This window comes from Acetobacter sp. (assembly GCF_022483985.1).
Lineage (GTDB): Bacteria > Pseudomonadota > Alphaproteobacteria > Acetobacterales > Acetobacteraceae > Acetobacter.
On record NZ_JAKVME010000003.1, the window covers coordinates 242,207 to 259,946 of the forward strand.

The window sequence follows — 17,740 nt, forward strand, 5'->3', positions numbered from 1 at the left end:
AATGGTGTGAAAGAGAGGACATGACGCAAGCTGATAAAATACAGGAGGAAGGAGGAGCTTTATACAGTATGGATGCTCTTGCTACTGAAGGCGATGCGGATAAGAAACTGCAGAAGAAAAACTGGAGACTGAATGCTGTCCTGATAGTTTTTCTCGTTATTCTAACCGTGTTTCTCTTATATCATTATTTTTATAAAAGCCGTAATGATGTAACGACAGAGGATGCCTATACGGCTGGTCGGAAGCATGCGATCTCATCACAAGTCAGCGGATATGTGACGCAACTACTCGTTGACGACAATCAGTTTGTCTATCGCGGGGATCTTCTGTTGTCAGTTGATCACAGCGATTACGTAGTTGCCTTTAACAAAGCGCGAGCATCCGTTCTCAAGGCAGAGGCCAATATCAAGGCATTTCGTATGATTGCGGAGATTTCACACAAAACTTTTCCCGGAAGACTTCGTGTAGCGGAAGGAAGCCTACAAATTGCAGAAGCTCAGCTTATGCGAGCGAAGGCTGACTATCGTCGACAACTCACAGTCATGCGGGAGGGAACGTCCCAGCAGGATATCGATCATGCCCGTACAGCTCTTGAAGAAGCTCAGGCGCGAGTTGCCTCTGCACAGGGAGATGTCACGCAGGCTGAGCCGGTCGAATCAAATCTTGAGAATGCTGCTGCTCATGTTTCCCAGGAAGAAGCGGCATTGGTTGAGGCAAAGGCTGATCTTGAACAGGCCGAAATCAATCTTGCCCGTACTCATATTCGTGCGCCCTGTGATGGGTGGGTGTCCCAGCGCAATGTGGAAGTCGGAAATTTTGTGAAGCCCGGCCAGCAGATGATGTCTATTGTTCCATCCGAGGTCTGGATCGTAGCGAATTACAAGGAAACGCAGATCCAAGGCATGAAGCCCGGGCAGAAAGTGGATATTTCTATCAATGCTTTCCCAGAACTTCGTCTTCAGGGGCACGTGGATTCCATTCAGTTGGGGTCAGGTGAGTCTTTCAGCACTTTTCCTCCTGAGAATGCTACTGGAAATTTTGTGAAAATTGTTCAGAGAATTCCTGTAAAAATTCGTATTGATACCGGTCTTCCTCTGAATAGTCGTCCTTTGCCGTTGGGCCTGTCCGTTGAACCGGTGGTTCATATAGAATGAGCAGGAATGAAATTCTTCCACAAAGAGGTTGGAAACCAAAGCATAATCCCTGGCTGATTGCTGTCGTTGTGACACTCGCAGCATTTATGGAAATTCTTGATACAACGGTCGTCAATGTGGCGATGCCTCATATCGCGGGAACTCTTGGTAGTTCCTATGACGATGCGACGTGGGCGCTGACGTCATATCTGGTTGCAAATGGTATTGTTCTAACGATTTCTGGTTGGCTTTCACGTGTTTTTGGACGAAAACGCTATTTTTTGATCTGCATTGTCATGTTCACCGTTGCGTCTCTTCTGTGTGGTCTCGCGAATTCTCTATATGCTCTTGTTATATTTCGTATTCTTCAGGGATTTTTCGGTGGAGGGCTCCAGCCCTGCCAGCAATCGATTATCCTTGATACGTTTCCGCCGGAAAAGCGTGGAGCAGCTTTCAGTCTGACGGCTGTGGCGACAGTAGTGGCGCCTGTAACCGGACCGCTGATTGGAGGGTATCTTACTGATGAGTTGTCATGGCGCTGGATTTTTTTTGTCAATGTACCATTTGGTATTCTGACCATTCTTGCGGTCATGATGCTGGTTGAGGATCCGGCGTGGGAGAAAGCCAGAAGGGAAAAGGTTGATGTTGTTGGCATCGGACTGATTTCACTAGGTCTTGGTTGCCTTGAAATAATGGCTGATCGTGGTGAAGATGAAGACTGGTTCAGTTCATCATTTATCGTAACAATGTCTCTTGTTGGTGGATTCTGTATTTTTGGTGCAATTATATGGCTTTGCCGTATAAAAAATCCTCTCGTCAAGCTTTCTGTTTTAAAAGATCGCAATTTTGCGGTTGGAACAATTCTGATTTCTGTCATGGGAGGTATACTCTATGCGTCGGCGGTCATTATTCCACAATTTTCACAACAGATGCTCGGGTATACAGCTACGATTTCCGGATTTGTGCTGGCGCCGGGTGGTGTAGCCGTAGTCTGCCTGATTCCTTTCGTAAACTGGCTTATGAAGAAAGTTCACGTACGCTTTATAATTGCATGTGGATTTTTTCTTCTGGCAATGGCGATGTTTCAGGCAACGTCACTCTATGCAGAGATTGATCTGGAGCATCTCATATTCTACCGGGTCTGTCAGACAGCAACAATGGCTTTTCTGTTTGTGCCGATTACCACAGTTGCCTATTCCACATTGCCGCGTGAACTTAATGCTGACGCTTCTGCGCTATTCAGTATGACCCGAAATTATATTGGTTCTCTGGCAATCTCTATAGGAACGGCAACTATTATTGAAATACGACAGAGGCATCAGGTCTATGTTGCAGATAATATGACTATCGGGCGGAGCGAATATTCAGCCTATCTTGATCGGGTAAAGGATATCGCAGAAAATTATGGATATTCCAGTGATATGGCTGAGACCTACGGGCGACATCGTCTGTTTAGTGAGTTTACAAGACAAGTGGCATTGCTGGCCTATAACGATGTTTTTTTTCTAATTGGTCTTCTATCGCTTGCAACTATTCCACTTTGTTTCTTTTTGCCTGCTAAGAGGGCAGATACGCCGATAGGCGTACGATCAAAATGATTTTCTGGAATTTTTTATTATCAATACTGATAGCTGAACAAAAATTTTGGCATCGGAGATTCAAAATGCGGATAACCTCGCGAATCGGGATAGTGTTTTCTTCTTGTCTTGTCCTGACATTAACGGGCTGTTTGCATGTTGGTCCGAAATACCAGGCACCAAAAGTGAGTGCTCCTGAGCATTTTGATCATCTGAACTCTAAAAACTCTGGAAGCATAACAAAAGAAAGCGAGATTTATATACAATGGTGGAAGACTTTTAATGATCCTGAACTGACGTCACTGGAAGAACGTCTGGTCACCAGAAATCTATTGCTTCGTCTGGCGCTTGCCAATTTGTCTGAAAGTCGTGCGCAACTTATGCTTGCTGGGGCAGAACGTTTTCCTGCCTTGAGCGCTACTGGTTCTTATCGTCGGGCTCAACGTAGTACAAAACTGATGCAGGAAACATTGCACCGTATTGGTGGTGGTATCGTTCGTGGCACGAGCGGGCAGATGGGTGAACTGGCTAGTGGATTTATTGAGGAGGCAGGGAATACTGCTACGGTCCCCCTGCTCAATCAATGGAGTTCAAGTGTAGACGCTACTTATGAAATTGATCTCTGGGGCCGTGTTGCTCATCAATATCAGGCAGCAAAGGCGGCGTTACAGGCGACGGAGGAGGAGCGGCATGCTGTTCTGATTGCCCAGCAGGCTGATATGGTGCGTGGTTACCTGATGCTGCGTGGCGATCAGCACCGGTTGCTCGTCATGCAGGAAGGTTTGAAGGTCATTCAGAAAATCTCCGATATTGCCAGAGGGCGGTATGAGGGAGGGCTTGTTTCCGAGACGGATTATGAGTCGGCACAGGCGCGCTTGAACGATATGCAAGCCCAGATTGCTGAAATGCGTATAAAGATAGCTCAGGAAGAAAATGCTCTGGCTCTTCTGCTTGGCGCGATGCCGGGGAGTCTGAACGCAGAGTTGGAGAAGAGTTCGACTATTCCAGTTGTTCCTCCCATTGTGCCTGTTGGTCTACCGTCAGAACTTGCCCACAGGCGTCCAGATATCAGGGAGGCTGAAGCGAAACTTCGCTTTGCTGTTGAGGAAACGGGTGAAGCTGTAGCGGATTTTTATCCAAAAGTGACAATTAATGCCGATTTTGGATTCCAGACACTTTCCTTTCGTGATCTGGGTTTCTGGAATGCCAAAGCGTGGAATGTAGGACCATCAATTTCCCTTCCCGTTTTTCAGGGAGGACGATTAAGTGGTCAGCTTGAGTTGAAGAAAAGCGCACAGAAAGCTGCGGCTATTTCATATCAGGCGATTGTTTTGCAGGCTTGGCATGATGTTGATAATGCCTTGGTTGCGTATCACGATGAGCAGACACGTCGGCAAAGACTGCATGACGAGATTACCAATGATCGTCACATTCTGATGTTGGCTGAAAGTCAGTATGGGAGCGGTTTGACGAATTATCTCAATGTACTGAGCACACAAGATCAGCTTTTGACGGCAGAACTGACTCTGGCGGAGAGCGATGAGGCAGTCGCAACAAATCTTGCCCGACTTTACAATGCTCTTGGTGGTGGTTGGGAAGATGTAGAATAATGTATTAATTATCTATATTTACATAATAATTGTATAAATGTATTGTGTTATTTTAAATAATATATGCGTGGAATTGAGTGAGTTCTGATAAAAATGTCTGTCTGCGCATTGTTTTTGCTTGAGGTGGAGGAGTGAGAAGCCGTTGAAAGGGTATCTTTTCTCACCCGAGCAATTTTCTGTTGGCTGAATATGAGGGACAAAATGGCACACAGTGTACAGAATTTCAGATTGTCATATCGAAGTAAAATATCAAAATATTATAACGTATATCTTCATAGCACTTTCGTAATTTTAGTGGGTGTTTTTGTTATAATTTTTTTTGGCTCAAAATTGCATAATGTTCAATGGATCGAAGGCGTGGCGTTTGTCGTCGGCGTGCTGTTTTTTAATGTCTGTGAATATTACATTCATAAAAGTTTTGGTCATAGAAAAAATCCTGTCGCTCTTCTTTTCTATAAAAGACATACAGGTGACCATCACAGTTTTTTCTCTGATGATGAAATGTACTTTGATCAGGCTCAGGACTGGCGGGTTATCCTATTTCCGCCATGGCTTGTTGTTGTTATATCTGTCTTACTTTTAGGGATATGGTCTGCTGCTTCTATCCTAAATCAAAATATGGCGTCTTTATTTTCCATTGCGGTGATGGGCAGCTTTTTATGTTATGAAATTTTCCATGTCTGCGCTCATGTGCCGTCTGGATACTGGTTTACAGAACTTCCCTGGATCAGAATGGTCCGTCGCCTTCATACCATTCATCATAGACGTCATCTTATGGCGGATCGGAATTTTAATATTCTTTTTCCAATGATGGATAAGATTTTGAAAACCATCGTAGAAAAATAGAAATTTTTTGTCAGTGCCTTTTATCGGGCACTGCTTTCTGGTGTCATGAGTATAAAAATACACAAAATATATCTATCTCCGTCATGTGAAATTGAAATATTTCATGTAAACCATCACGAAAATGATGGTTTCTTTCCTGAATTACTCGATTTCATGGATGGCCACGAAACTCGTAGGATAAAATCTCTAATTCATTATAAGGACAAACGATCGTTTGTGATGACGAGATACGCTTTAAAAAATATACTATCAGAAAAGATTGGTATTGATTTTGGTTGTTTTAGTATTATTTCGGAAAATGGAAATAAGCCCGTTATTGATCGGGATTGCGAAATATATTTCAATGTCAGTCATTCTGGTAGCGATGGTGTTATTTGTATATCCAGAAAATATAATGTTGGCATAGATCTGGAGCCTCATTCCTCAGGTGTTTTTTGTTCAGAGTTATCTGATTTTGTTTTCAATAAAAAAGAATATGAGTTTGCCTTGTCTCTGTTGCCGGAAGAAAGAGAAAAATTTTTCCTGAAGTGCTGGACAGCAAAAGAGGCTTACTGCAAGCTTCTGGGATACGGAATTACAGAAAATTTTAGAAATTTCGAGATTGTCCCTAATCAAAGTTCAATGACAACAAGAGATGGTCTCTCGGAAATTCAGTTGTTCTGGACAGATGAAGTGAAAAACCATTGTTTATGCGTCGCTGCCAGACCCGTGTAACAAAAGCAAATTTGACCCGACGCGATACTTTTTTTTCCTTGAAACACAAAAAATGGTGCCGAGATGGAAATCTCTTCTCATGGATGATGGAACAAAGTCCTTCATGCATAAGTTTGTTTTTTCCTGATCGGTCAAAAAATTTTGAAAAATGCGTTTACAGTTCGTGCGGTGACGCAAGACCCGCTTTACCTACCACACTTTCGAACACCAGCATGTCGTGTCCACCACGCATGAAATTCTCACACACCCGCATGCCAATGCCTCCGAGCACCTTGCGGGAGGCAATATTACTGTCTCGGGCGACAGCCACCACACGGGGAAACCCTGCTGCGTGGGCATGGCGGAGCGCCGCCGCCGCCGCTTCCCGGGCAAGACCTCTTCCCGCGGCCCACGGATAGATGGCGAACCTGAGGGCGACGCCACGTTTGTCAGGCCGTTCATGCACGCCGGTAATGCCGATCAGTTTGTCATTCTCGCGAATGGCAAACATGCCCGTACCGTGTTTTGCCCAGAAGGTGATGTCGGACACCATCTCCGCTTCAGCCTGCTGGCGGTTCCGAACGCCGCCAAGCATCATGGCGAATGCGCCGCCATCCGCCTTGAGACGTGCAATGTCCTCCATGTCCCGCCAGGATACTGGCGTCAGTGTGAGGCGGGCTGTGCGGAGGATATGGAGGCTCATGGATGATCTATCAGAAACACCCTGATGTGAGTTTGTAAAACGGAAACCAACACAGTCTCTGAAAACAGGCTCTCGGAAGCTTTTAGAAAAAGCTCAGCCAAAACTTTCTGGTGTTTGAAAGCTGGCCTTGGAGGGAAGCCTTTCCCGGTTACACCGAACCTCGGTAGAAGGTTCTGCTTTTATAGGCAGGACAAGAAGATCGAAAGAAAAGAACTCTGTTCCTTTGTGGAGCACGGGGCCACGCCCCGCAACTCCTCTTCCGGACTCGGGTTTATCGCGCCAGAGGACGATACTTGATGCGGCTCGGCTCAACCGAGGCGTCACCCAGACGACGCTTCTTGTCTTCCTCGTAAGCCTGGAAGTTGCCCTCGAACCATTCGACATGGCTGTCGCCCTCAAAGGCGAGGATATGCGTGGCGAGACGGTCAAGGAACCAGCGATCATGGGAGATGATCACGGCGCAGCCCGGATACTCGGCCAGCGCGTCTTCCAACGCGCGCAGCGTATCGACGTCAAGATCATTGGTTGGTTCGTCAAGCAGGATGACGTTGCTTTCCTTGCGAAGCATCTTCGCAAGGTGGACGCGGTTGCGCTCACCACCGGACAGGATGCCGACTTTCTTCTGCTGGTCCGCACCCTTGAAGTTGAAAGCGCCGACATAGGCACGGGATGCAACCGCACGCTTGCCGAGATAAATGACGTCCGTGCCGCCTGAAATCTCTTCCCAGACGGTCTTGTTGTCGTCGAGACTGTCGCGGGACTGATCAACATAACCGAGTTCGACGGTCTCACCAACGGTCAGCTTGCCGCTGTCCGGCTGCTCCTGTCCGGTGATCATCTTGAACAACGTGGACTTACCCGCGCCGTTCGGTCCGATCACGCCGACGATACCGCCCGGCGGCAGCTTGAAGTTCAGCTTGTCGATCAGCAGATGGTCACCGAAGCCTTTGCACAGGTCTTCGGCCTCGATCACGACATTGCCCAGACGGGGACCCGGTGTGATGACGATGTCCGCCGTGCCTGTGGCCTTTTCATTGCTCTTGGCCAGCAGTTCTTCGTATTTGGTGATACGGGCCTTGCTCTTCGCCTGACGCGCCTTCGGGCTGGAACTGATCCACTCCTGCTCTGCGGCAAGAGCGCGCTGACGGCCGCTCTCCTCCTTCTCTTCCTGCGCCAGACGCTTGCGCTTCTGCTCCAGCCAGGAAGAATAGTTGCCTTCGAACGGATAGCCACGACCACGCTCGACCTCAAGAATCCAGTTGGTCACGTTGTCGAGGAAGTAACGGTCATGGGTGATGACCATGACGGTGCCCTCGTAATCACGCAGGGTCTTTTCGAGCCAGGCCACGCTCTCGGCGTCGAGATGGTTGGTTGGTTCGTCAAGCAGCAGCAGGTCCGGCTTTTCCAGCAGCAGACGGCACAGCGCGACGCGACGGCGCTCACCGCCGGAGAGTTTTTCGACCGGGCTGTCGGCGGGCGGGCAGCGCAGCGCGTCGAGGGCGATTTCCAGCTTGCGATCGAGTTCCCAGCCATCGCCCGCGTCGATCTTCTCCTGAAGATCGGCCTGCTCGGCGAGGAGCGCGGTCATTTCGTCCTCGTCCATCGGTTCGGCGAACCGGGCGGAAATTTCATTGAAACGGTCCACCGCCTTCTTCAGGTCGCCAAAACCCTGCGCCGCGTTCTCGCCAACCGTCAGGTTCGGATCGAGCTTCGGCTCCTGCTCAAGGTAGCCAACCCGCACGCCCTCAGCGGCCCACGCCTCGCCGCCATATTCCTTGTCGATCCCGGCCATGATCTTGAGCAGGGTCGATTTACCGGCGCCGTTGACACCGAGGACACCGATCTTGGCGCCCGGCATGAAAGAGAGCGTGATGCCCTTGAAGACTTCGCGACCGCCCGGATAGGACTTGGTCAGATCCTTCATCACATAGACATATTGATATGGCGCCATGAGACGAAACTCCGTGACAGTAATGGAAGGACCGGACCGAGAGGGCCAGAAGCGGCGAACATCCGACAGGGTAATGACCCCGTCGATGGAGACGCCTGCGCCCGGCAGGACTTGAACCCGCAACCAAGCCGTTATGAGCGGCCCGCTCTAACCAATTGAGCTACGGGCGCGCAGGCGGGTCATCAATTCGCGCAACCCAACCCATTTTGCAAGCGTCCAGTGCAAGGAAATATGCCCGTCTTGGCAAGAAAGCGGCGCAGGGCTACGCTCCGCCCGCAATTTATCCATATGGAGCAGGACGATGGACGTCTCAAAACTTTCTCCCGGCAAGGACGTGCCGAACGACATCAATGTCGTGATCGAGATTCCGCAGGGGTCTTCGGTCAAATATGAGATCGACAAGGAAAGCGGCGCGTTGTTCGTGGACCGTTTCCTGTTTACGCCGATGGCCTACCCGGCAGCCTATGGCTTCATTCCCAACACGCTGGCCGCTGACGGTGATCCGGCCGACGCCATGGTTCTCACGCCGCGCGCTGTGGTTCCGGGCAGCGTGATCCGTGCCCGTCCGATCGGTGTGCTGCTGATGGAGGACGAGGCCGGTCAGGACGAGAAGATCCTGTGCGTGCCGCACGACAAGATCCACCCGCAGTTCTCCAAGGTCGAGAAGATCGAAGACCTGCCCGAGATACTGATTCAGGAAATCGAGCACTTCTTCACGCGCTACAAAGATCTGGAGAAGGGCAAGTGGGTGAAGGTCACGGGTTGGGGCGACAAGGCCCGCGCCGGTGAGATCATCAAGGCGTCTCTTGAGGCTGCAAAGAAGTAAGTGTCTTTGTTCGCTCTAACACACTGTTTATCGAGCCGCTTTATCCGACCAGACGATTCCGTCTGATCGGATGTTGCTCTGGAACCAGTAGAAACACCCTGCTTCCGGTCTGGATGCAGGGTGTTTTTTTGATTGCCGGCTGCCACAGGGGCAGGTCTGGTCGTGACGCGTCTGATGAGGGTGAAGGGGCGGACTGAGTATGGGACGGGGCGGACGGATGCCGGAGGCGGGAAGGACGAGGCGGAACACTGTGTGGGGGACGGTCGTGGGACTGTCGGTTCTGTTGCTGCTTTCAGCCTGTTCGCCTGTTTCCGTCCACCATCTCAGTCTGGTCGATGCTTACAGGGAACGCACCCGGAGCGCGCTGGAGACAGACCGGTTCAGCAACTCGACCTACACGGTCCTGCAACGACAGAACCTGCTTTCGGTCTGGAAAACCCAGCCTGAAAAAGCACTCGCCTCCCTGCGGAAAGCCACACAGGCGGGCTTCTATTCGGAAAATATTTCGGCCCAGATGTTTGCTCTGGCGGAGCTGAACTACCTGCTGGCGCGTCGCCATCATGACCCGGCCCTGTTCATGATGGCGGCTCTCTATGCCTATGCCTATCTGTCGCCCGACGCACCGGAGGCGGAGCGCCCCAGCCCGTATGACGGGCATTTCCGCCAGGCGTGCGATCTCTACATGCTGGCCCTGACAGAGGCGTTCGGCTCTCCGGCCAGAGTGGGAGCGCAGGTCTGGACGCTGCCTGTCGGGCGGCTGGAATTGCAGGCCAACCCGGATGATCTGAACTGGCATGGCCATACCCTGACGGATTTCCGCCCGACAGCCCGTTTTGCCGTCAGTGGACTGAACAACATCTATTCCGAACCCGGGCTGGGAGAGCCGCTCGCCGCGATCCCGCAGATGAACGCGGGGGAGACGAGTTCCTTCCAGATTTCGGATAAAATGCGTGTTCCGGTCAGTCTTTTCATGGAGATCGATCATTCAAGGGAACAGGTTCTGTCGGATCATATGTCCGGCCGGCTGGTTCTGACGGCCAGTGACAACGCCATGGAGCATCAGGAGGACAGACATCAGGTTCCGTTGCAGTATGACCCCAGCACCGCCCGCGCCATCAGCCTGAGTGAATCCGTCGACTGGTCTGCCGAATATACCGGTTTTCTGAATGGTCGTTATTTCGACGACCATAAACGGCTTCAGCTTGCCGCGATCGAACCGCATAGAAAGGGCCGCATGCCGGTTGTGCTGGTTCATGGCACAGCGTCCAGCGCCGGGCGCTGGGCCGACATGATCAATGATCTGCTGGCGGACCGGGATATCCGCAAACATTTTGAATTCTGGCTTTTCTCCTACAGCACAGGCAATCCCATCCCGTATTCGGCCATGCAGCTCAGGGAGTCGTTGCAGGAAGCCATCCATAACCTTGGCGGCGTGGAGGCGGACCCGGCGCTGGGGCACGTCACGCTGATTGGCCACAGTCAGGGTGGCCTTCTCTCCAAGATGCTGGTGATCAATACCGGAAACCGGCTCTGGGACGGGATGGTTTCCGTGCCGCTCGACAGTCTGGATCTGACGCCGAAGACAAGAGACCTGTTGCAGGAAGCGCTTTTTCCATCCGCCATGCCGGAGGTGAAGAATGTCGTTTTCATATCGACCCCGCAGCACGGCAGCTATCTGGCCACGCTCTCCCTGTCACGGTTTCTGGGAAGAATGATAACACTCCCTTTCACTGTCACACATATTCTGAATCAGCTTGTTCAGGCCGATGGAGCGCTGCGTCTGGATATGAGCCCTTGGAGAGTGGCCAGTGTGTATGGCATGTCTCCGCAGAGTCGTTTCATCAGGTCAATATCGGCCATTGAGGTGTCGCCGGATGTCGAGGCGCATTCCATCATCCCTGTGACAGGAGACGCTCCGTCACCGACCGCCAGCGACGGTGTCGTGGATTATGAAAGCGCTCACGTCCCCTACGTCAATTCCGAACTGGTTGTGAAACATTCCGAGCATTCCACACAGTCCAACCCGGTGACGATTGCGGAGGTCCGCCGCATTCTGTTCCAGCAGATTGTGGAAACATCCAGCGACAGGCCGCCTGCGGGCGATATGGCGAAAAGGAACATCGTGCGGATCGGAGGCGAGTATGTGCCGACTGAAAGAAGCTGGAAATAATGCGGGGGAAAGCCGGACGATGGTTCTGTTCTCTGGCCTGCGGCGTGATGCTGCCGTTCACAGCGGCGGCGTTCTGGTATTCGACCATTCTGCCTGACTGGCTGCGGATCGGTCTCGCCCTTCTGTTTCCAGCATTTTTTTTGGTGTGTCTGCTATGGGGTGGAAAAATCCGTCTGACTGGCTGCGCCATTCTCATGGCCGGTTTCTGGGGATGGTATCTGACCGACCCGCCCCGTAATGATCGGATCTGGGCGGGGGAATATGCTGTTCCGGCAGATGCGCGGGTTGACGGGACCATCGCGCATGTCAGTCATATCCGGAACTTTACCTATAAAACCGAGACCGATTACAAGTCGGCCTATTATGACGCTGACTATGATCTCGATAGACTGTCGGGGATGGATCTGGTCACCTCCTACTGGGCGGGCGACGCCATTGCCCATGTTTTCCTGTCATTTTCCTTCAGTGACGGACGGCATCTCGCCATTTCGATCGAGACCAGACGGCAGAAGCGCTTTTCCTATTCCACGATTGCCGGATTCTTTCATCATTACGAACTGTTCTATGTGACGGCCGATGAGCGTGACCTGATCGGCGTCAGGACCGATATCCGTAAAGAGCGTGTCTATCTCTATCATCTGCAATTGGCCCCGGCGACGGAACGGAGGCTGTTTCTCAGTTATCTCGCCGAGATTCACGCTCTGAACACGCAGCCCCGATGGTACAATACGCTGACAGACAACTGCACGACCGGCATCCTGCAACGCGCCGACGCACGCTGGCGCTATCGTCTGGACTGGCGGGTGCTGCTCAGCGGCTATACTGCTTCTCTGGCCTATGATCTCGGCTTTCTGGATCACAGGGACAATTTCGCAACCCTTCAAAATATGAGCCTTATCCGCAGACCGGAAGGCTCCCGTCCGGATGCGGATTACTCTCGTGAAATCTGGGAGAACAGGCCGTAGAGCCTGGGCCGGCGTCTTCGGTGAAAGCAGCTTCCGGTTGCTGCAAGGTTGGTCGCGCGGAGTTTTTTACTATGCGCCCTCTGTTTTTTCAGTCAGAGACAGTGAGCAAATTTACAAAATTTTCCGGCGGATGCCGGGATACGCTCTGGAGTGTCTTATGGGTGATCTTCAGCCCACTTACCGAAAATCCGGCCTGCTCAGCGGCTGGCGCGTTCTGGTCGCATTGCTCTGTCTGCTCATTGGAGCCGGTCTTGCCGCAGGAGGATTCAACCTCGTCATGCTGGGCGGCTCGCTGTACTATCTGTTCGCGGGTCTCGGTTATATCGTTCTCGCCATTCTGCTGGTCCTGAAACAGAGGGTTGCCCTGCCTTTTTCGGTTGGCGTGTTTGCCGCGACCATCCTCTGGGCGCTGTTCGATACACCGGAATTCGGATACTGGGCGCTCCTGCCGCGCCTTGTCGTTCCGGCTGTTCTGTTCGTCCTCAGTCTCTGGGCTGCCGCCACGCTTCAGTCTGTCGCACCGAAGACCCGCAGGTGGAGCGTGCTGGGCGGACTGGCGCTCACATGCTGCCTGCTGATCACTCTGCTGGAGGCCTTCACGCCTCACGGCGCGATCCACAACGATACGGGCTTCAGCAAACAGCCGCCTCTCGCCGTCGCGAAAGAGGATGTGCCAGAGGACTGGCAGTATTTCGCCCGCAACGAGCATGGCACACGGTATGTGCCCTACAGCCAGATCACACCGGAGAATGTCGGTCGTCTTCAGGTCGCGTGGGTCTATCACACGGGCCGCCGCATGGCTGGCGCTGGTGCCGGCGTCGATGAAAATACGCCGCAGCAGATCGGCAATGTGCTCTATTCCTGCACGCCGGAAGATCTGGTCACCGCCATTGATGGCGATACCGGCAAGGCGCTCTGGAAGTTCGATCCGCAGGCGCATTCGGCCGAGCATGTTTCCTGCCGTGGCGTTGGGTACTATGACATCGACAAGGACCAGACATTGTCCGTCGAGGACAGGGCTGCTGATCCGGATGCACCCTGCCGCCAGACCATCATCGTCAACACAATCGACGCCCGTCTGATCGGACTGGATGCTCACACCGGCGCGCTGTGCCCTAAGTTTGGTGAAAACGGCATTGTCGATCTGAAGCCGCGCATGGGGCCGGTGGAAAACGGCAAGCGCTACCATCCCACGGGTATCCCCGTGATGATGGGGCATACGGCGGTCATCGGCGGCTGGGTGCGTGACATCGTGCACGGCGAACCTTCCGGCGTGGTCCGTGCTTATGATGTCCGCACCGGCGCGCTCGCATGGGCCTGGGATGTCGGTGATCCGGACAACGCCAACGCAGCGGATCAGGGCAAGACCTACACGCTGGAAACACCCAACGTGTGGACCATTCCGACCTACGACCACGCGCTGAATCTGGTCTATCTGCCGACTGGTAACGGTCCGCCGGACTACTGGGGTGGCGACCGTGACGCGGTGAAAGAGAAGTTCGGCGCAGCCATCGTCGCCGTCGACGCCTCGACAGGTCAGACGAAATGGGTTTTCCAGACCGTGCATCACGATGTCTGGGACTATGACCTTCCTTCGCAGCCGGTTCTGTTCGATATGACGAACAAGCAGGGCGAGAGTGTTCCGGCCCTGATCCAGACGACCAAGACGGGCAACATCTTTGTCGTGGACCGTCGTACGGGCCAGCCGGTGACGGAGGTGATCGAAAAGCAGGTGGCCACGCAACCGGCGGCGGAAAGCGAGCATCTCTCACCGACGCAGCCTTTCTCCGTGGGGATGCCTGACATCGGCGCAAAGCCGCTGACGGAACGCTCCATGTGGGGCGTCAGCACGTTCGACCAGCTTTACTGTCGCATCATGTTCCGCAATTCGATCTATGAAGGCGCTTTCACGCCTCCCGGCGAGAAACCCTACATTGAATATCCGAGCCTGCTTGGCGGCATGAACTGGGGCGGCATTTCCATCGACGAAGCCCGTGGTCTGATGTTCGTCAATGACATGCGTATGCCGTTGCGCATGATGCTGGTGAACAAAAAGAACGCCTCGCACTACAGGATTTCGATGGACGAGGTTCCGGGCTTCATGGGCACGCTGCGTCCGCAGGTGGCGGGCCCCTATCAGGGTGTCCGTATCGACATCCTGCAATCACCACTGGCTGTCCCCTGCAACACACCCCCTTTCGGCACGATGAACGCCATTGATCTGCGTAGTAGGAAACTGCTGTGGCAGGTGCCGCTTGGCACGGTGAAGGACACCGGCCCGATGGGGCTGAAGACGCATATGGACGTGCCGCTGGGTCTGCCGACGCTTGGCGGTCCGACTTCGACGGCATCTGGTCTCGTGTTCTTTGCTGGCACACAGGATTACTACCTGCGAGCCCTGAACTCGCTGACGGGTGAGGAAGTGTGGAAGGCCCGTCTGCCTGCGGGCGCTCCAGCGGCTCCGCTGGTGTTTCGTTCTCCGAAAACCGGCAAGGAATATGTCGTGATTTCCGCAGGTGGGATGAGTCACTCACCTGACGTCAGCGATGAGATCATCGCCTACACGCTGCCGGATGAGGTGGCGGCTCACTGACAGGTCAGGGTTTCCGGGAAGAGTTTCCCGGAAATCTTGCGAACACATCGCCTTTTTGAAGAATGGCGATGTGCTCTCAAGAGGCCTGTATAGTGTCCGGTCGAGAGGTTCCGGACTTAATCGCCTGCGTCGCGACGATACGCACGCAAGTCCATATCGACATCCCGACCCCGCCTTCCCGAAAGCCGGAACTGGATCGCTCGGAAGAGTGGTTGCGAAATCGATTTCCGCCACACTTTCTTCAGGGACTCTTTCGGTTGAGGTGGTTATGGCGAGTGAAGCGCTACCACGTCATACCGGGGAAAGCAGACGTAATCCCCTCTCCTTAAATCCCGCTTCCAGCTCATATTGCTGACAGTCTTGTGTCCGCCATGATGACGGGATTTCCGTCCCTGACATCTGTGCAGGATTGTCTGAAACGGCATAAGAACAATCAGCCTTTGAAAAATTCTGCATATCTTTCAGGCTTGAAACCGATGAGCAGCGTCGCTGCCTCCAGAACAGGACGGCGGATCATGGAGGGATTGTCTGTCATGAGCTGGATCGCTTTTTCCTCGGTCAGATCAGTCTTGTCCGCCTCGGGGAGCTTCCGGAATGTCGTGCCGGAGCGGTTGATCAGTTCGGCCCAACCCACTTCCCTGACCCAGCCGAGCAGTCGGGCGCGGTCCACGCCTTCCTTCTTGTAATCATGAAATATGTAGGCAATGCCATGGGCGTCGAGCCAGACCATGGCCTTTTTCATTGTGTCACATGATTTGATTCCGTAAATCGCAACGCTCATCGTTCTGTATCCTTGAAATTTCAATATGAAATTTAAGGTCTAAAAAGAATTTGTAAATTGTCTGCGGAATCAAGGGCGTTCTGCGTCAGGAGGCATGAAGCTTCTGTCGCAGTTCCCGGACTTCTGTCGTAAGATGGGAGATCAGGAAGTCTTTCGTGCTGTTCCGCACAAATCGCTCATAGGCAGGAGCGGCAGTCGTATAACCATTCCACTCTCCTCCACATAAAGGGTCCGTGAGGAGAGCCTTGAAGCCTGTGGCAACGGCTTCATCATATGGTGGGGGGGCGTAACCGAAAAGCGCGTAGTCCCGCCGATAAAATCTCATGAGAAGAGATTTCATCTTTTCCTCGACGTCAGCGGAAAGATTATCCGTGTCTGATGCAGGCATGGCGGGCAGGGTATCGACTGCCTTGAAAAAATCATCACTCATGCCGCAGAGCATTCCCACGGCTCTCAGGTCTTCGGGCAGGGATTCTGTGCGTACGACAAAATCGGCGTATCTCTTGTTGCCGATATGTGTGAAGCGGCATTGAGGGATGAAGTGAATGTAGCGCGGATCATACGAAATCCGCACTTCATCGAGTTCTTCCAGAACCTGTAGCATGTTTCTTTTTCTGTGCTGTTTCATATGCTCCTTCAGGGAACTGACAAATCGTGACCAGGGATCACGAACAACAGCGATGACCGTATAGGAGCGGATCTGGCGCCATTCTTCTGTCTGGCGCAGGATATGGAGTGGTATATGGGCCTGATCCACCCATTCTCCTGCTGGACGGAGCCAGGCCCAGTCCCACCATGGACCTGTAGAGGCGATGGCTGAAAATGCTTTCCGCAGGGCTTTCCCGCCACATTTCGGCGTGTGGAGAATCAGGGTTCTGTCATTTTCGAGCAGGATCATCGTACACTCCTCCTGATCTATCGATACGTTATGGTTTCTGCTTGTCACGAGTGGATGATTGTCGATTTTGTATTCTCGTTTCTGGAGATACAGAGAGAGGGAAAACAGCAGAAAGCGTCTATTGTCTCGTAGTGATGACACATGACGTGGTCGAGCGACGTATTGTGCAGCGTTTCATTGGTTCTGCGATACCAGTATTCGGCATTCTGGAGTGGCAGACAGAGATCAAGGAGGCGGCGTGCTCCTCTGGGGGAGAGGGCGTATCCACAAATCCCCAGAGCCTTGAACAGTTTGAAGGGCGAAGCATTGATGGGCTGGCTGCGGTAACGCTCCACGCCGAGACGCATCAGCGTCTGGTTGAAGTTTGCGACGCAATAGGTAACGCCGGACAGAAGCTCGAAGACGAGATTCACATCGTAATTATAGCCCCAGAGAACGATGTCCCATTCATTTCCAAGGGATTCTATAATCCTGCCGGATTCTGCCGGAAAATTGCCGCTCAGGATGGCGTCATCCTCAAAAATCGAGACTGCCTGATCATTTTCCACGACAGCATTCCACAGCAGGATGTGGGAAAGCGCCGAGCCGATGGCGCCCCGGCTGTAGCAGAGGTCGGGCGCGATCAGGCCTGCCGACTGAAGTTCCTGCATGTCGAGTGTCTGCCCGTCGATCGCGCTGAAACGCCCGATCTCCGCAATGGAGCCGTTCATCTGACAGAAGCTGTCATAACGCTCCACGTCACAGTCGCGATTGATCACCAGAAGCTTCATATGCCGACGCACCCGAAATTTTCTTCAGGGTCGAGCCTATGGAGAGATATTAAAGGCTCTCCTAAAGATAAGGAGAACATTACAATTCGTTTCAAAACATGATGAATTGATGACTTCCTGTTTCGATCCGAGATCGCGCAGGAAAAGTTTTTCTTTCTTGCAAATCAGAACTGAAGGAAGCGTGCCGCCTTTGCGGGATTTGGAGTGGAGCCCTGATATCAGCG

14 protein-coding genes and 1 tRNA gene are annotated in these 17,740 nt (G+C 52.6%); 9 read left to right on the plus strand and 6 right to left on the minus strand.

The features are described 5' to 3' along the window. Positions 1-20: 20 nt before the first annotated feature. From LKE90_RS15280 to LKE90_RS15300, 5 genes are all read left to right on the plus strand, one after another. Positions 21-1,154 carry an HlyD family secretion protein gene (locus LKE90_RS15280; protein ID WP_291491469.1) on the plus strand — a complete coding sequence of 378 codons (1,134 nt, stop codon included), beginning with the start codon at positions 21-23 and terminating at the stop codon, positions 1,152-1,154. After that, on the plus strand, positions 1,151-2,731 hold the full coding sequence (locus tag LKE90_RS15285; protein ID WP_291491468.1) for a DHA2 family efflux MFS transporter permease subunit: 1,581 nt from the start codon (positions 1,151-1,153) through the stop codon (positions 2,729-2,731). The genes LKE90_RS15280 and LKE90_RS15285 overlap by 4 nt, the downstream gene beginning before the upstream one ends. Beyond that, positions 2,728-4,320, plus strand: a complete 1,593-nt coding sequence (locus tag LKE90_RS15290; protein WP_291491467.1) for an efflux transporter outer membrane subunit — start codon at positions 2,728-2,730, stop codon at positions 4,318-4,320. The genes LKE90_RS15285 and LKE90_RS15290 overlap by 4 nt, the downstream gene beginning before the upstream one ends. 357 nt (positions 4,321-4,677) lie before the next feature. Beyond that, positions 4,678-5,166: a sterol desaturase family protein gene (locus LKE90_RS15295; RefSeq protein ID WP_291491466.1), complete on the plus strand. Its 489-nt coding sequence runs from the start codon at positions 4,678-4,680 to the stop codon at positions 5,164-5,166. Between the two features lie 153 nt (positions 5,167-5,319). After that, the gene (locus LKE90_RS15300; RefSeq protein WP_408737098.1) at positions 5,320-5,880 is read left to right on the plus strand and encodes a 4'-phosphopantetheinyl transferase family protein; all 561 of its coding nucleotides are present in this window, start codon (positions 5,320-5,322) and stop codon (positions 5,878-5,880) included. Positions 5,881-6,034: 154 nt separating this feature from the next. On the opposite strand, the gene LKE90_RS15305 is transcribed toward LKE90_RS15300, so the two are convergent. The 3 genes from LKE90_RS15305 to LKE90_RS15315 all read right to left on the minus strand — a co-directional run bounded on the left by LKE90_RS15305 (position 6,035) and on the right by LKE90_RS15315 (position 8,683). Continuing rightward, positions 6,035-6,562 carry a GNAT family N-acetyltransferase gene (locus tag LKE90_RS15305; RefSeq protein WP_291491464.1) on the minus strand — a complete coding sequence of 176 codons (528 nt, stop codon included), beginning with the start codon at positions 6,560-6,562 and terminating at the stop codon, positions 6,035-6,037. A 271-nt stretch (positions 6,563-6,833) separates the two neighbouring features. Continuing rightward, positions 6,834-8,513, minus strand: a complete 1,680-nt coding sequence (gene ettA / locus LKE90_RS15310; protein ID WP_291491462.1) for an energy-dependent translational throttle protein EttA — start codon at positions 8,511-8,513, stop codon at positions 6,834-6,836. 96 nt (positions 8,514-8,609) lie between these two features. Then, positions 8,610-8,683: transfer RNA gene (locus LKE90_RS15315), tRNA-Ile, on the minus strand. A gap of 131 nt (positions 8,684-8,814) precedes the next feature. Between LKE90_RS15315 and ppa the strand changes: the two genes are divergently transcribed. From ppa to LKE90_RS15335, 4 genes are all read left to right on the plus strand, one after another. Beyond that, positions 8,815-9,339, plus strand: coding sequence for an inorganic diphosphatase (ppa, locus tag LKE90_RS15320; RefSeq protein WP_291491461.1), 525 nt, complete (start codon positions 8,815-8,817; stop codon positions 9,337-9,339). A gap of 217 nt (positions 9,340-9,556) precedes the next feature. Further along, positions 9,557-11,509, plus strand: coding sequence for an esterase/lipase family protein (locus tag LKE90_RS15325; RefSeq protein ID WP_407066042.1), 1,953 nt, complete (start codon positions 9,557-9,559; stop codon positions 11,507-11,509). Then, positions 11,509-12,474, plus strand: coding sequence for an Lnb N-terminal periplasmic domain-containing protein (locus LKE90_RS15330; RefSeq protein WP_291491459.1), 966 nt, complete (start codon positions 11,509-11,511; stop codon positions 12,472-12,474). The genes LKE90_RS15325 and LKE90_RS15330 overlap by 1 nt, the downstream gene beginning before the upstream one ends. A gap of 157 nt (positions 12,475-12,631) precedes the next feature. Then, a complete protein-coding gene (locus LKE90_RS15335) occupies positions 12,632-15,067 on the plus strand; it encodes a membrane-bound PQQ-dependent dehydrogenase, glucose/quinate/shikimate family (protein ID WP_291491458.1) in 2,436 nt (811 codons plus the stop codon). A 433-nt stretch (positions 15,068-15,500) separates the two neighbouring features. Here LKE90_RS15335 and LKE90_RS15340 read toward each other — a convergent pair whose 3' ends face one another. The 3 genes from LKE90_RS15340 to LKE90_RS15350 form a co-directional block, all read right to left on the minus strand. Beyond that, positions 15,501-15,848: an ArsC family reductase gene (locus tag LKE90_RS15340; protein ID WP_291491457.1), complete on the minus strand. Its 348-nt coding sequence runs from the start codon at positions 15,846-15,848 to the stop codon at positions 15,501-15,503. A gap of 85 nt (positions 15,849-15,933) precedes the next feature. Beyond that, positions 15,934-16,746 carry a sulfotransferase family 2 domain-containing protein gene (locus LKE90_RS15345; RefSeq protein ID WP_291491456.1) on the minus strand — a complete coding sequence of 271 codons (813 nt, stop codon included), beginning with the start codon at positions 16,744-16,746 and terminating at the stop codon, positions 15,934-15,936. A 44-nt stretch (positions 16,747-16,790) separates the two neighbouring features. After that, the gene (locus LKE90_RS15350) at positions 16,791-17,516 is read right to left on the minus strand and encodes a glycosyltransferase family 25 protein (RefSeq protein WP_291491455.1); all 726 of its coding nucleotides are present in this window, start codon (positions 17,514-17,516) and stop codon (positions 16,791-16,793) included. Positions 17,517-17,740 lie beyond the last annotated feature (224 nt).